Genomic DNA, 14,612 nt, shown 5'->3' with positions numbered 1-14,612 from the left:
CTTGAGCGGTATCGTAAACTTAAGGGTCACAAGACAAGAGCGGATGACGGGTTTCTGTGGTCCATCATGCCGGGGTGATTTTAACCCATAGGTCCATTGTGCCGGCGCGCAGCTCGCGATGACGGCTGGAGGTGATGTCATGGCATGGGATATGGAACAGGTTGGCTATCGGATCGTGGGTAGAGTCGAAGCGTTGCAGGTTGCCTCGTGACTTGAAGCGCGGCATGGTCCGCTCTCCTCGCCGGACCGGCTGGTGAGAATTCTCTGCCGATTGTCGAGGCCTTTGTGAGATCGGTGTTCGACACCTGGCATGATCTCGGTCTTTGCAGCGTCATAAGAGCGAAGCTTGTCGGTGATCATCACCCGTGGCGAACGGCCTTGCCCCTTCGACAGCTTGCGCATCAGACGTTTGGCCGCCCTGGCGTTGCGGCGGCTTTGCACCAGAACATCGAGAACGAAACCGTCCTGATCAACGGCGTGCCACGGCCAGTGCCTCTTCCCACGGATCGAAACGACGGCTTCGTCGAGATGCGATTTGTCGCCTAGCCGCCCAGATAAGGGCTGGAGGATCTCGTTGGCGAAGGTTCGCACGGCAAATCCGCCCCGATGGGGATTCAACTTACCCGACCACCTGCTCCACGAAGTCAGCGAACGCCCGCGCCTTGGCGCTGGCGAGGCGTCCCGTTGGGAAGACCGCCCAGAGGTGAATGTTCGGAAGCTCCCAATCTTCAAGCACGCGCGCGACCTCGCCGCTTAGCAGTTCGGGCCAGAACATCCAGTCCGAAGTGACGGCGAGCCCCATGTCGGCCTTAACCGCGGCGCGAATACCTTCGGCTGCGGTGACTTGAACCCGCCCGGAGACCGCGACGGACGCTTCGGTTCCAGCCCTGCGGAAGGTCCAGCTACGGCCGAGCTGAGTATAGACCACCGCCTGATGCGCGGAGATATCGGCAGGCACCAGGGGTACGCCATGTCTTTCAAGATAGGCAGGTGTCGCCACCACCGACCGCCGACCAGTCGCCAGACGGCGGGCTACGGCCGACGAGTCTGCGAGATCACCCATGCGCAGCGCGATGTCGATGCCTTCGGACACGAGATCGATCACCCGATCGTCGAGAACGATATCCACGTCGAGATCGGGATGCATCGCCAAGAACTCCGGCAGGCGCGGAATGACCATGAGCCTCGCAAACGTGGTGGCGGCGCAGATGCGAAGTCGGCCCGACAGCCCGGCACCGGCCCCCTTGGCTTCCAGCTCCGCCTCGTCCGCTGCATGGATCGCCGCCTTCGCTCGTTCATAGAAGCGAACTCCGGCGTCGGTTGGCGAGAGGCCGTGCGTCGACCGGATGAGCAGGCGAACCTGAAGTCGCTCCTCCAATTGCGCAATCGTCTTCGAGATGGCGGGCTGGCCGACGCCGATCTGGCGGGCGGCCTGTGAGAACGATCCCGTTTCCACGACACGCACGAAAGCGGTCATCGCCTGCAATCTGTCCATCACTCATTCTCCATTGGAATAAGCATTATCGCCTCAAGAAGTCTGCCGCAAGTATCCAGGAATGGTCATAACTCTCTCCAGCGAACACAATCCGATGGAGACGAACGTGATTGAAGTCTACGCCTTTGCCACCCCCAACAGCGTCAAGGTGCCGATCGTGCTTGAGGAACTCGGCCTTCCCTATGAGCTGAAGGCGGTCAATGTCCGCAAGGGTGAGCAGAAGGAAGACGCATTTCTCTCGCTCAATCCGAACGGCAAGGTGCCTGTTCTGGTGGACGATGGCTTCGTGCTGACGGAGAGCGCCGCGATCCTTGTTCACCTTGCGGAAAAGACCGGCAAATTGCTGCCAAGCGACGGCGAGGCCCGCGCCCGTGTCTTCGAACAGCTCTTCTTTCACGCCTCGGCCCTGAGCCCCGCTTTCGGCAATGCCGGTTTCTTCATGCGCTCATCGCCGGCACCGCAGCCGATCGCCGAAGCGCGTTTCGCAAAGGAAGCCGAACGCATCCTCGGCATCCTCGACCGCAAGCTGGCGGGTCAATCTTTCATGGCCGATGACGCCTTCACCATCGCCGACATTGCCCATTTCGGCTGGCTGTGGCGCCGGCAATTCCCCGGCCTGACGCTCGACGAGCGCCCGAACCTTTCCCGTTGGTACGAGACCGTGGCCGCCCGCCCCGCCGTCCAGCGCGCCATAGCCCGCGTCGAGGCGCTGGCCGAAGCCCCGACTTCTGTGGCCTGACCCATGCGCTCCCTGTCCCGCTTCTTCTTCAACCCCGACCGCAAGACCCCAACACAAAGGAGTATCCCCATGTCCCGTTTCGACACCTACAAGAACAGCTTCCCGAATGCCCGCCTGACCCGTTCGCCAAGCGGCGTCCTCGAAATCGCCTTCCATACCGACGGCGGCAAGCTCGTCTTCAACGGCCACACCCATGAGCAGTTCGTCGATCTCTTCCACCAGGTCGGTTCCGACGCCGACAACCGCGTCGTCATCCTGACCGGCTCGGGCGATGCCTTCATGGATGCGATCAATCCCGATGGCTTCGATTTCTTCTCGCCGCGCGGCTACGACAAGATCCTGCGCGAAGGCAAAAAGGTCCTCATGAACATCCTTGACATCGAGGTGCCGATGATCACCGCGCTGAACGGTCCCGTCCTCCTGCATTCGGAATATGCGCTGCTCACGGACATCATCCTCGCCACACCGGAAACGGTCTTCCAGGACAAGCCGCATTTCGACTTCGGCATCGTGCCGGGGGACGGCGTCAACCTGCTCTGGCCGGAAGTGATCGGCAGTATCCGCGGCCGCCATTTCATCCTCACCCGCCAGGTGCTTGATGCACAGACTGCGAAGGACTGGGGTGCAGTCAACGAGATCGTTCCTGCCGATCGCCTTCTGGCCCGTGCCCATGAGATCGCCGAGGGTCTTGCCGCCCTGCCGCCGCTGACCAGCCGCTACACCCGCATCGCCCTGACGCAGAAGCTGCGCCGGATCATCGACGAAGGCGCGGGCTATGGTCTGGCGCTTGAAGGCATCAGTGCTGCCGAGGTCGCCCGCTCCGTGGCCGCCAATAGCTGATCACTCCCTCATCCATCGCCGAGCTTCAGGGCGACCCCTGAAGCTCGGCACGCTCAAAGTTCAGAACTCATTGGAGAATGACGATGACGCTGCAGTCCAAGCTTGATGCCTTCAAGGCTGACTTCGAAGCCGGCAAGCCGCCTTACAACGTTCCCTATTCGGTGATCGAGACGATGCACCGCGCCACCGCCGAACTAATCGCCTCCGGCGCGGCCGAGCAGGCCCTTAAGGCGGGCGACACGCTGCCGGCCTTCAGCCTCGCCGATCCCGAGGGCAACACCGTTTCCTCGACCGATCTTCTGGCACGCGGCCCGCTCGTGGTCACTTTCTACCGCGGCGTCTGGTGTCCTTATTGCAACATGGAGCTCCAGGCGCTCCAGGAAACGCTGCCACAGTTCGAGGCGCTCGGCGCGAAACTCGTCGCCATCTCGCCGCAGAACCATGTCAACAGCCGCAAGTCGATGCGCCAGAACAACCTGACCTTCCCGATTCTGTCGGACCCACACAACGACGTGGCCGCCGCCTTCGGCCTGCGCTTCGAAATGCAGGATTACCTGGTCGAGCTCTACAAGTCGCTGAAAAACGACCTTCCGGCCTTCAACGGTGATCCGAGCTGGACCTTGCCGATGCCGGCCCGCTACGTCGTCGGCCAAGATGGCGTCATCCTCTACGCGGAGGTGAACCCGGACTACACCCGCCGTCCGGAACCGGAAGACATGCTGCCGGCGCTCCGCCTCGCAGCCAGCCGCGCCGCCGCCTGATCCATTCGACCCATGACACCCTGCTTCCTTGAGGCAGGGTCAGAGGATTTTCCCGATGAAGAGAACCTTTCTGATCACCGGCGCCAGCAAGGGCATCGGTCTCGCCCTGGCCCATCGTCTTGCCACCCGTGGCCACACCGTCATCGGCATTGCCCGCAACCCGACAGACGCCTTTCCTGGCCCGCTGCATACTCTCGATCTTTCCGAGCGCAGTGCCAACGGCGAACTGGCCAGGATCGTCAAGGAAAGCAACGTCGATGGCGTGGTCAACAATGTCGGGCTGGTCAGGGCCGCTCCGCTTGGCGACATCGCCATTGAAACCCTTGAAGAGGTGATGCGCGTCAATCTGCATCCTGCTCTTATGTCCATACAGTCCGCATTGCCCGGCATGCGCACACGCGGCTGGGGCCGCATCGTCAATATTTCCAGTCTCACCGTTCTCGGCAGCGTACAGCGGACAAGCTATGCCGCTGCCAAGGCCGCACTCGTCAGCTTTACGCGAAGCTGGGCGCTTGAACTCGCCCAGACCGGCATCACGGTCAACGCCGTCTCGCCCGGGCCGACCGAAACGGAACTGTTTCGGGCGAACAATCCGATCGGCAGCGAAGGTGAGGCGCGATACCTATCCGGTGTTCCCATGGGGCGGTTCGGCCAACCTGACGAGCTCGCCGCGGCGATTGAATTTCTGCTGTCGGACGACGCCGCGTTCATCACTGGGCAGACGCTGCATGTCGATGGCGGGGCGTCGATCGGTAGGTCTTCACTGTAGGGCAGCAGCAATCGGTCCAGCGCCTCATCTGGACCAGCCCGCGTTTCGAGTTATCCCAGGAGAGCCATTCTATTTAGGTCATAGCGATGTCGTTGTCGGGGGTGGTTAGCCGTCGGTCAGCTTTCCGGGCGGTACGGGCAAGAGTGGACCGTCGAGCGCGTTGACATTGGTCAGAGGTCCATTATTTATACGATGTATAATTATGGAGGCGACGATGGTCACCGGACACGTATTTATCGCAACAAGCCTTGATGGATTTATCGCCCGCGAAAGTGGCGACATCGATTGGTTGCTAAAGCACGACAAAACTGGCGAGGATCATGGGTATAACGATTTCATAAGCGATATCGACGTTATCGTAATGGGGCGAGGCACTTATGAGGCGGTCCGAGGCATGGGAGACTGGTTCTATACCCGTCCGGTCCTGGTTTTGTCGGCGCAGCTTGCACGACAGGCAGTGCCCTCCGAGCTCGAAGGAAAAGTGCGCTTTTCGGCAGAGTCACCTGAACAAGCGATGGCGACGCTTCAATACGAGGGAGCACGACATGCCTATGTGGATGGGGGACGCATCATTCAATCTTTCCTCGCGCTCGACATGATCAGCGACATGGTGATCACGAGGGTGCCAATCTTGCTCGGTGCTGGCCGCCCTCTTTTTGGCGGCGGTCAGCGGGATGTGGCGCTTGCGCACAAGGGCACAAGGTCTTTCCCTTCCGGATTGGTCCAATCTCATTATGAAGTCTTGCTATGACAGCGAGGGGGCGAGGTCGGCCACCAGCCGGCGGAAAGGCCGTTTTGCCGGAGAGCATTCTTTCCGAGGCTTTGAGCATCCTCAATGCCGACGGCCTCGACGGCTTGAGCATGCGCGCTTTGGCAACACGTGTGGGCATCAATCCCATGACGATCTATCACCACTTCAAGGATCGGGATGGGCTGATCAAGTCGCTAGCGGAGTGGGTATATGCGGACGTCGCGGCACCTGAAACGGGCGATGCACACGCACGCGCCCGCAGTCTCCTCACAGCCTACTACGCCAAGGTGGTGCTCTATCCCGCTCTGACCTTGGCGATCTTTGCCCGGCCAGCCGTTTTCCCCGATCACGCCATGAGGATAACCCGTGAGTTGATGATCTTCTTGAGCGAAGGCAATCACTCCTCACAGCGCTCGTTGCGTTGGACGCATATCCTTGTTGACTACACTCATGGTGCCGCCTTGGCTGTGGCTACCCAGGATGGAAGCATAGGGCGGCCCCCAAGGGGAGCAATGCTGGATGATTTTGAAAGCGGACTTGACGAGCTACTGGAGGCGTTCAGGCGTTCTTCCGATCACCCGAGCGTGTAGATCAAGTTTTTCAGCATTTAAGGTGTCCCTTTGCGTGCACAGAAAGAAGGCGATCTATCTAGCGAAAAGCGCGCAGACCACAGACCTTTCCATTGTATCGAGGTGACTGATTTTAAGGGGTGTCGCAAATGCCACGAACGACCGCAATGGGGTCGAGAGCAGGCATTGCTCTCGCAATTCGATCTGTCCACGGGTCTCAGTATTTCCGTAGCGAGAAAGGCATGGTAGCTCGAAGGTGAGTTGCGAAGTATGAGGCACACAATGAGACTAACCCTAAGGGCGAAAGCCATTTCAGTCTGCGACGACAAAATCGCAAAAAAGGGTGAAGGCGTTGGCCTGTCATTCTATGCATTCTTTGCAAACAAGAACGACGACCCCGACCTCCTTATGGAAGCCGCCGAGTGGTGGATCAAAACCCATGCTCTCGATCATTTCGAGAAGGCGACTAAAATTCGTGAGATGATTAGATCTGGGCAGTAGGTGACGACCGCTTTCAGGATCGTGCCTGTCTGCGTTTAACACCTGCAATGGGGTCGGAAGCAGTCATTGAGGCTACCCTAGGCTTTATGGCCCCTTTTTCATCCTCGGCTCCCGGCCCCAGATCGGTCATTTCGCCAAGGCCGAGCCGGTATCCGCTTCTGGAGAATTTGAAAGAGATGGATTTTGTAATAACGGGGCCAGCGGTTCGCATCCTTTCGAGAGCAGTTACCAGTGTAACGTGTCAGCATACAGCTCCGTAACGACACCATCGTTACGTTATATAGCAATATCGCATTTGAGTTACCCATGCCGACGTCACATACGAGCAAAAAAGTGGACGCAAGCGTTCCACTGAATATCCATATCAAACCCGCGACGCGCAATCTTATCGACCGTGCAACTGAACTGCTTGGCAAGACACGCACAGATTTCATGCTGGAGGCCTCGGAACGCCGCGCCGAGGAAGTGCTGCTTGACCGTACCGTCATCACGGTAAGCCCCGAGGTGTATGCCGAATACCTTGCCCGGCTCGATGCGCCCGCGCAGTCGAATGAGCGTCTGAAACGCACAATGTCGACCAAAGCTCCATGGGATGAGGTGTGACCCTCACTTCCCCTGCTCCTTTGGCCGAGCATCATGAGCTTGTCGAGTTTGATTCCGGCGTTCCAGAACTGGATGATTGGCTGCGTCGACGAGCGCGAGCCAATCAGGCGGGCGGTGCGTCTCGTACTTTCGTGGTCTGCGAGGGAAATCGTGTAGTTGCCTATTACGCTCTCGCCTTCGGCGCGGTGAGGATACTAGAAGCACCAGGCCGCTTTAAGCGAAACATGCCAGATCCGATCCCAGTCGCTGTACCTGGTCGACTGGCTATCGACCGGACCTATCAGGGCCGCGGTATCGGTCGGGCGTTGGTGCGTGATGCCGGTCTGCGCCTGCTCAATGCCGCCGAAATACTCGGTATCCGTGGCGTGCTGGTGCATGCGATTTCCGATGACGCGCGTGCCTTCTATGAGGCTGTTGGATTTCTGCCATCTCTGTCCGACCCGATGATGCTGATGATTGGATTGAAAGATCTCAGCAACGCGCTGAGCGCGTAGACGGTGTCATCGAGCGTTCGTTTTCAGCAGAAGCTAAGCGCTATCGTTCGGCGTGGCGTTCATTCCGTGCGGAAGGAGCAGGTTGAACAGCACATGTGCCGCAATTAGCCGGCGAAGGAAGCGCTGCGAGATGGAGAACGAATTCGGGCCGCGGGCGTTCAAAGCTTGTCTTTCGGACTGTATGTCAGCGACTGCAGTGATTTAAATACGAAAGAGCCGACGTGCGCCTGAAAGGTTGTTGAAGGGCCGGCGTATCGCATTGGCAGCTCTTAATCCGAGGCTCGCAGCTGTCCAGACCTTGTGTCGATAAAATCCGAGCGAGTTCACTATCTTAGGATAAACCAATACCGGGTCGTTGGTTCGCATCCCATCAAGGCGTTGCATACATGCAAGCCGCTTGGTGCGAACTTGAGTAGGTTAAAACCTGGCGGCCGATCGCTACTACGCAGAGCCGGGCGACATCTTCAATGGCATGTTTGCCGCGTCATAGATGCCGTCGACCTCACCCTGCGAAAGAGGCAAAGGTCGAGATTGATGACGTTGGTTCCGAGCTTCTGCTTCCGTTTCAATTAAAGTTTAAACCGGCAGGAAGGAAATCGAGATAGTCTAGTAAGCCGTAGATCAGCGCCAACACGATCACCACCACCAGGATATAGCAAGCGCACTCCAACGTGACTTTGATAATGTCAGTCGGGTTGGACGAGGTCCCTTGATCGTGATGCCACTTGATGGCGAAGAACATGCCCGTGCCTAACACGAGAACCTTGAACGCAATGAAGACTATAGGGAACCAATCCATCATTTTGAATATTTCCAGGCTATTATTTGACACTATCTATCGTGAGGAGCACGACCGCAAAACTGCTGCTTCAGCAGCTTTGTTATTTTGTTCAAACCATCGTTGAATCTAACGTCGATCATAACCCTCCCATCACGCGGCATAAGTCAGCTTGCCCCATGTTTCCGGATAGGTTGTTTAGACGATCACCCGAGCAAGCAGTGCCGGCTGGGTGACAAGACCGGCAAGTTGGTTCAATCCGTCCTCGAGCTCACTGCGGTCGGACGCGACGCCGAGGGAAATTCGCACCGCTTCCGTCGTACACTTCCCGACCGCAAAGGTAGAGCTTGGAACGATGAGCAGGCCCGCGCGTACCGCAGCCTCAACCAGGTCGTCAGCGCGCTGGCCGCTGGGCAACCGAAGCCAGAGGTGGTGGCCAAACATGTTAGCGGAGCGATCGAAGGCGCTGAGCAGCGACGATGCGAGTATCTGCCTTGTCAGCGTTTCGCGTCTGATGGCCGCGGTCACTTCCGCCAGTGTTCCATCTATTATCCAACTGCTTGCGAGTGCTGACATGAGCGGAGGCGCCATCAATATCATGGCTCTGGTAACAGATGCGAGTTGCAGGGCGTGTGCTGCCTTGGGCACGAGGACGTAGGCAACCCGCAACGCCGGTGTCGCACACTTGGAAAGTGTCGAAATATGCCAGGTCGCCTCCGGCATGAGATCCGCAAAGGTGCGGCTCGGCCCCTCAAGCAGCGGACCGTAAGGATCATCCTCCACGATCATCACGCCGCAGCGGCGCGCAATTTCCACAATAGCCGCACGTCGCGGTTCGGGCATCGTCGCGGCCGTCGGGTTGTCGATATTGGGAATCACATACAGAAACTTTGGCGGCCTGGTCCGGCAACTGCGCTCGAAATCCTCAGGTAGCAGTCCCTCGCCATCCATTGCGATCGGATCGATTACCAAGCGCATTTGAGCTGCGACAGCCTTCAAACCGGGATAGGTAAATTCGCCGGCGGCGATGACGTCACCTCGAGACAGCAAAAGCTCGCAAATGGAAAAAAGTGCACTCTGGGCGCCAGCCGCAACAACGATACGATCGAAATCGGCGTTCTCGATACGTTGCTTGAGCCATCGGGTCGCCGCTTGCCTATCCGGCTCTGCACCAGCGCTATCCTGATAGTGCAAGTTCAGCAGCCCCTTGCCGTTCGCGAGCACCGCAGCAACCCCTTTGGGCATCAACTGCCGAAAATCGACGCCCTCCGGCTGGCATGGAATGTTCATGCTGAGATCGAGTGCCGCGGGGCGAGCCTTCGAGGTACGCTCGCTCGAATAGTCCCTCACGAAGGTACCCCTGCCGATTTGCGCTTCAATAAGCCCCCGGCGGTGCGCTTCATTGAAGGCCCGGGTCACCGTTGTCAGGTCGACGCCAAGCGCTTCGGCAATGGATCGCTGCGGTGGCAACCGGTCACCCGCAGCAATGATACCAGCCTGGATGTCCTGTTCCAGAGCATCCGCCAAGCCAAGATATTTCATTCGGCCACCGCCGACAATTCGCGCTTTCCACATAAACCTAACCGATATTGTATGGCTGTGTATCCATACATTTCGCATACCATCCATACATTCGAAAATGAAGCCTAATTCGGGAACTCGCGCGAAATGTCGCAGGCCGCGGCAGATCCCAAGCAAAGCTCTGAAGCGTTTCCGGACCCGTTTGTGCCCAACACTGTCACTCCACGATCGACAAGATCCCTTCACCTCAGCGGTAAATCTATGGAAAGCTAGGGGCGACAAGTTCGCCCATGGTGGCCGCCTGGATCCACGCGACAAGGCTCGGCCTGTTGTCTGTGGCGCTCGTTCCAAGATGACTCAAATCAATGCTGTCCTCATCAAGCTCTGCGATCCATGGGCAAACAGTAGGAGCGACCCCGATGGAACTGATGGAAGCGATCTTTGGCCGGCGCGCCACACGAGCCTTCACGGCGGAACCGGTCGACAGGCCGGTGCTCGAACGACTAGTTGAAGCTGCTATCCAGGCGCCAAGCGCCATCAACGAGCAGCCGTGGGATTTTACAGTCGTCCGCAACAAGCCGCTGCTCGATCGGATTTCGGTCGCGGCCAAGGCTCATGCGCTGAAGAAAAGGGACGCCGTTCCGTCTCATCTGCGCCAGCACCTCGAAGATCCCGGGTTTCATATCTTCTATCAGGCCCCGGCGCTGATCGTCATTTCCGCCGGCAGTCGCGACTGGGCTGTAGAAGATGCAGCACTCGCGGCAGAAAACCTGATGCTGGCGGCCTATGCCCAGGGTCTCGGCTCCTGCTGGATCGGCTTTGCCCAGCGCTGGCTGGAGACGGAGGAGGGCCAGAGGGCTATCGGGGTGCCGGAGGGTTTCGTGCCGGTTGCGCCGATCATCGTCGGCCATCCGGCCGCGCCTGTGCCTTCGGTGCCACGCAGTCCCGCACACGTGCGCTGGCTGGATTGATACCAAATCTGCGCTCCATCGGTACGATGGGCGTTCGTTCGTCGCAATAGCAGGAAAGGACATGCCCATGCGCCTGAGGGACAAGATTGCCATCGTCACCGGCGGCGGAACGGGCATCGGCGAAGCCATTTGCCATAAGTTCGCGCACGAGGGCGCAAAACTCTTCATCGTCGGCCTGCCGGGCGATCCGGTGGAAGACGTCGCCGCGGCGATCGTCGGACACGGCGGCTCGGCCGTCAGCTATCTCGGCGACCTTTCCGAAACCGACGAGGCGGCGGCGTGCGTCGCTCTCGCCGTTGAGACCTATGGCCGGCTCGATATCCTCATCAACAATGCCGGGGTCTTCATTGCCAATGCCGAGACCGACGCCTATCGGATCGAGGATTTCGACCGAACCTACAAAAACAACATCCGTACCGCCTTCCTGATGACCAAGTTCGCGCTGCCGCATCTGCAGAAGACGCGCGGCAACATCGTCTTCACCGGCTCCGAGGCGGGGTTCAACGGTTCGCCGAACTTCACGCCCTATGGCGGCAGCAAGGGGTTTCTGCATGCCTTTGCGAAGGGGGTAGCGCTCGAACAGGCGGCTTACGGCGTGCGTGCCAATTGCGTCTGCCCGGGCGCGATCGATACTGCCTGGACGCGCGGTGCCGACAGCCCGATCCCGCTGACTGCGCAGGAGGGGATCGGCATGGGAATACCGCTCGGCCGCCGCGGTACGCCGGAAGAAATGGCGAACATCTTCGCCTTTCTGGTATCCGAAGAGGCAAGCTACGTCACCGGTGCACTGTGGTTGGCCGACGGCGGCGTGACGCCGGCCAAAGGCCTCACGAACGTACCGCCGTCGCTCCGCGAGGCGCCTGCCGGCATGCTGGATCTCCACCATTCGCATGACGGTTTACGCGGGAAATTCGTATTCCGGGCACCATCAACCCCAAAAGGATGAAACCGATGAAGGTGGCAGCGGACTGCGAGTTTCTCGATCTTACGGACGCTGCTTGCCGGTTTATCAGAGCAAATCCGATCCGGGGTTCTTTGGACGGCTCTTATAAACGTCCATGAATTTAAGGATGACAGCAGCCTCCCACGAGATGGAGCCTGTGTCTTTGTGGGTGGCTTATCGGATGGATGACACGAAAGGCGCGGAAGCGCCATTATCGACGATCAAGGAAGATTCATTACCCGCCGAGCTTTTGAAGGCTGCGCCGCCCGGAGCAAGTATGAAATTCGGCGTCCTCACCGGCTGGGCGCTCGGTTTTCTGGCGCTGGGCGGGCTCATCCTCTTTGTTCTTCATTTCAGCGACTTCAGGGCGTTCACAACCACGCTGATGGCCGCCGACCCGATCTGGCTTGTTGCCGCCGCCCTGTGTCAGGTCCTGACCTACATCTCTGCCGCGGCCGTTTGGGCGCGGGTTCTCAAACGCGCCGGATCGGTTATCGGGATGCCAAGCCTCTTGAGACTAGCGCTGCTCGAACTTTTCGCCAATCAGGCGATACCCACAGGCGGCCTCAGCGGCAGCATTATCGTCGTTCGTGGCCTGATCCATCGTGGCGTGGCATCCTCAGTCGCCGTTACTGCCCTGCTGGTTGCGGCGCTTTCCTACTACGCGGCCTATCTGCTCGTCGGTTTGCTCGCCTTTGTGCTGCTGTGGAACATGGCCGACCTAAGCCGTGCCTTGATGTCGATGTCCGCCATATTCCTCGGCGTCATCATCCTGTTGGCTGGCGCGGTGATCGCGTTGACGCGATCGCGCGGCCGCTTCATCCCTAAGGCTGCGCTGGGATGGAAGCCGGTGGCGCGGATGGTGGCAATGTTCGCCAATATACGCGCCGACATTTTCTACGACGGTCGCCTAATCTTCGAAACCATCGCATTGCAGACCGCGATATTCCTGCTCGATGCGGCCACCCTCTGGTGTGCGGCGAAAGCGGTCAGTCTTTCCATCGAGCCGCCAAAAGTCTTTATCAGTTTCATAATGGGCTCGGTCGTATCAACCCTCTCGCCTGTGCCGATGGGGCTGGGAACCTTTGAGGCGACTTGCACGGCAATGCTGCATTTTCTCGGCGGCACGGTCGAAGCTAGCCTCGCCGCCACGCTGGTCCTGCGCGGCTTCACGCTCTGGCTCCCGATGCTGCCGGGCCTGTGGTTCATGCGACACGAGGCAAAGTTAGCGTCTGAACCGCATGTCCAGACCATTGGCTAAAGCCCAGGAACAAATCATTAAAAGCGTCTATCAACGAAGACGTTCGACGGCAGTGTGCAGCAACGCAACTTCGCGTTCAGTGAGTGGGCGTTCCGGGTGCTGCATATGTTATCCAGCGGAGCCCGAGCTGCGCGATCGAAAGAAATAGCGCCATGCCTGATCGCATAAATAACCGAATGCGGAGGCCAGCTCAACTTAAGTGCTTCATTCGGGGTGAGAGAGAATAGACGATGGGGCATTCAGGTTCCAGGACATGCCGATCGGAGTGAAGGCGAGATCCGCAGTCCCACCGCAAGCTGCGGGAACGATCGATTTGAGAATGACGGAGCCGAAGCCCTGCCGCTCCGACGGAGCGACCGGCGGCCCGTTGCGCTCGGCCCAATGGAACTGAAAAAGCTTTGCCGCTTCGTCCACTGACCAATGGATATAGACCTTCCCGGTCGGCACAGTAAGCGCTCCATGTTTGACCGCATTTGTCGCAAGTTCATGGATTGCCAATGCGAGATATTCAGCCGGCGCCGGTTGCAACCGGACATCCGGGCCGGCTCTCTCTATTTGAGGCGTATCCTGTCTTACCACGAATGAAATTTGAGATCGAACGAGTTCGTTTATCAGGGCCGCCTTCCACTTCTCCTTCTCGAAAAGCTGATATGATATAGACAGGCAACGAAGACGTTGCTCCAAAGATGCCTGGAAATCGGCAACAGAAGCGGTGTTTTTGGCAATCTGGCGAGAAATGGCCCCGATAATCGCGAACATGTTCCTGGCGCGATGCGTCAGTTCGTTGACGAAAAGCTCGGCAACCTCCGCCCGTTCACGAGCGGGGTTTTCTAAGATCGAAACGAGGACGGCGGTTTCAGATGTTTCCAGCGAAATCGGACTTAGCGCGATGTCGACCAATACGTCGGTGCCATCGCGCTTTCGCGCGGTCAGCCTTCGCCCTTCTGCCATAGGGCGCGACCTGGCGTGTGACATGAAATCCATTCTGAGCCGTTCGTGGCGCTGTCTAATATCCCTTGGCACCAGTATCTCGATCGGCTCGCCAACCAACGTCTCTTTCGTGTAACCGAACAATTGTTCAGCAGCGCTGTTGACGTGGCGTATCTTCCCGGCCTGATCGACCATGAGCATCGCGGCCGGCGCGTGCTCGAATATAGCTCTTGCCACGAGTGTGGTCGGCTCCGAATACTGAGCGGCTTCCCTGCCGGACCCGGTAGTCGCCAGGCTGCTCTCTGTGACATCTGGTTCAACTTGCGGTTCCGTAGCTCCAAGGGTGTCTTTTTCGCCCACGATTCTGCGTCTCGTTTTCTGGATCCCCGAAATCCCAAGCGGGCATGAGAACATGACTATCGATTGGAAGTCAGCCTGAAAGCCTTGAGCACCTCTCGAGGCCCCGGCTATGGGATAGGGCGTTGAGCCTGTGTTCGACTATATTTTGCTCTGAAGCGTAGCTCGTTAATCCCGGCGTTTGACGATCCCCGCAGCGACCGCGTTAAGATGTCTTGCTACGAACAAAACAATCACAAACTGAAAGAGATATTTTTTATTTGCCGAAAACCAGCATTGATGGAGATCAATCTAATCCGCGTGCAAGTGCACTATATTTAACGGGTGCC

16 protein-coding genes and 1 pseudogene are annotated in these 14,612 nt (G+C 58.5%); 12 read left to right on the top strand and 5 right to left on the bottom strand.

What is annotated here, in order from left to right:
* Positions 1-64: 64 nt before the first annotated feature.
* Both AB8B29_RS34450 and AB8B29_RS34445 read right to left on the bottom strand, forming a co-directional pair.
* A pseudogene (locus tag AB8B29_RS34450) lies at positions 65-588 on the bottom strand (IS6 family transposase); the annotation flags it as partial.
* A gap of 31 nt (positions 589-619) precedes the next feature.
* Positions 620-1,495: a LysR family transcriptional regulator gene (locus AB8B29_RS34445; protein WP_037198089.1), complete on the bottom strand. Its 876-nt coding sequence runs from the start codon at positions 1,493-1,495 to the stop codon at positions 620-622.
* Positions 1,496-1,601: 106 nt separating this feature from the next.
* Between AB8B29_RS34445 and AB8B29_RS34440 the strand changes: the two genes are divergently transcribed.
* The 9 genes from AB8B29_RS34440 to AB8B29_RS34400 all read left to right on the top strand — a co-directional run bounded on the left by AB8B29_RS34440 (position 1,602) and on the right by AB8B29_RS34400 (position 7,522).
* On the top strand, positions 1,602-2,234 hold the full coding sequence (locus tag AB8B29_RS34440) for a glutathione S-transferase family protein (protein ID WP_037198179.1): 633 nt from the start codon (positions 1,602-1,604) through the stop codon (positions 2,232-2,234).
* A gap of 69 nt (positions 2,235-2,303) precedes the next feature.
* The gene (locus AB8B29_RS34435; protein WP_037198092.1) at positions 2,304-3,074 is read left to right on the top strand and encodes an enoyl-CoA hydratase/isomerase family protein; all 771 of its coding nucleotides are present in this window, start codon (positions 2,304-2,306) and stop codon (positions 3,072-3,074) included.
* Between the two features lie 83 nt (positions 3,075-3,157).
* On the top strand, positions 3,158-3,835 hold the full coding sequence (locus tag AB8B29_RS34430) for a peroxiredoxin-like family protein (RefSeq protein ID WP_092574559.1): 678 nt from the start codon (positions 3,158-3,160) through the stop codon (positions 3,833-3,835).
* 55 nt (positions 3,836-3,890) lie between these two features.
* A complete protein-coding gene (locus tag AB8B29_RS34425; protein ID WP_037198098.1) occupies positions 3,891-4,604 on the top strand; it encodes an SDR family oxidoreductase in 714 nt (237 codons plus the stop codon).
* Positions 4,605-4,818: 214 nt separating this feature from the next.
* Positions 4,819-5,355, top strand: coding sequence for a dihydrofolate reductase family protein (locus AB8B29_RS34420; protein ID WP_439007121.1), 537 nt, complete (start codon positions 4,819-4,821; stop codon positions 5,353-5,355).
* Between the two features lie 44 nt (positions 5,356-5,399).
* A complete protein-coding gene (locus AB8B29_RS34415) occupies positions 5,400-5,945 on the top strand; it encodes a TetR/AcrR family transcriptional regulator (protein WP_245297505.1) in 546 nt (181 codons plus the stop codon).
* Between the two features lie 261 nt (positions 5,946-6,206).
* Entirely contained in the window at positions 6,207-6,425 is a 219-nt protein-coding gene (locus tag AB8B29_RS34410) for a DUF6500 family protein (protein ID WP_037198180.1), read from the top strand.
* 306 nt (positions 6,426-6,731) lie between these two features.
* Positions 6,732-7,028 carry a DUF1778 domain-containing protein gene (locus AB8B29_RS34405; protein WP_037198104.1) on the top strand — a complete coding sequence of 99 codons (297 nt, stop codon included), beginning with the start codon at positions 6,732-6,734 and terminating at the stop codon, positions 7,026-7,028.
* Entirely contained in the window at positions 7,025-7,522 is a 498-nt protein-coding gene (locus tag AB8B29_RS34400) for a GNAT family N-acetyltransferase (protein ID WP_037198106.1), read from the top strand. Before AB8B29_RS34405 ends, AB8B29_RS34400 begins: the two co-directional genes overlap by 4 nt.
* A gap of 565 nt (positions 7,523-8,087) precedes the next feature.
* On the opposite strand, the gene AB8B29_RS34395 is transcribed toward AB8B29_RS34400, so the two are convergent.
* Complete coding sequence (locus AB8B29_RS34395; protein ID WP_037198109.1) at positions 8,088-8,324, bottom strand: hypothetical protein; 237 nt, start codon at positions 8,322-8,324, stop codon at positions 8,088-8,090.
* 174 nt (positions 8,325-8,498) lie between these two features.
* The gene (locus tag AB8B29_RS34390; protein ID WP_197072783.1) at positions 8,499-9,842 is read right to left on the bottom strand and encodes a PLP-dependent aminotransferase family protein; all 1,344 of its coding nucleotides are present in this window, start codon (positions 9,840-9,842) and stop codon (positions 8,499-8,501) included.
* Between the two features lie 398 nt (positions 9,843-10,240).
* Here AB8B29_RS34390 and AB8B29_RS34385 point away from each other — a divergent pair, with 398 nt between their 5' ends.
* The 3 genes from AB8B29_RS34385 (at position 10,241) to AB8B29_RS34375 (ending at position 12,996) form a co-directional block, all read left to right on the top strand.
* A complete protein-coding gene (locus AB8B29_RS34385) occupies positions 10,241-10,792 on the top strand; it encodes a nitroreductase family protein (protein WP_439007120.1) in 552 nt (183 codons plus the stop codon).
* Between the two features lie 61 nt (positions 10,793-10,853).
* A complete protein-coding gene (locus tag AB8B29_RS34380; RefSeq protein WP_439007119.1) occupies positions 10,854-11,738 on the top strand; it encodes an SDR family NAD(P)-dependent oxidoreductase in 885 nt (294 codons plus the stop codon).
* Positions 11,739-11,916: 178 nt separating this feature from the next.
* A complete protein-coding gene (locus AB8B29_RS34375; RefSeq protein WP_052212774.1) occupies positions 11,917-12,996 on the top strand; it encodes a lysylphosphatidylglycerol synthase transmembrane domain-containing protein in 1,080 nt (359 codons plus the stop codon).
* A gap of 204 nt (positions 12,997-13,200) precedes the next feature.
* On the opposite strand, the gene AB8B29_RS34370 is transcribed toward AB8B29_RS34375, so the two are convergent.
* Positions 13,201-14,286 carry a sensor histidine kinase gene (locus AB8B29_RS34370; RefSeq protein ID WP_439007118.1) on the bottom strand — a complete coding sequence of 362 codons (1,086 nt, stop codon included), beginning with the start codon at positions 14,284-14,286 and terminating at the stop codon, positions 13,201-13,203.
* Positions 14,287-14,612 lie beyond the last annotated feature (326 nt).

The sequence above is a fragment of the Rhizobium sp. 11_C7_N12_5 genome, from assembly GCF_051811145.1.
Lineage (GTDB): Bacteria > Pseudomonadota > Alphaproteobacteria > Rhizobiales > Rhizobiaceae > Rhizobium > Rhizobium lusitanum.
Note: the sequence above shows the minus strand (reverse complement) of the source record. Positions and strands in the feature narration are given on the sequence as shown.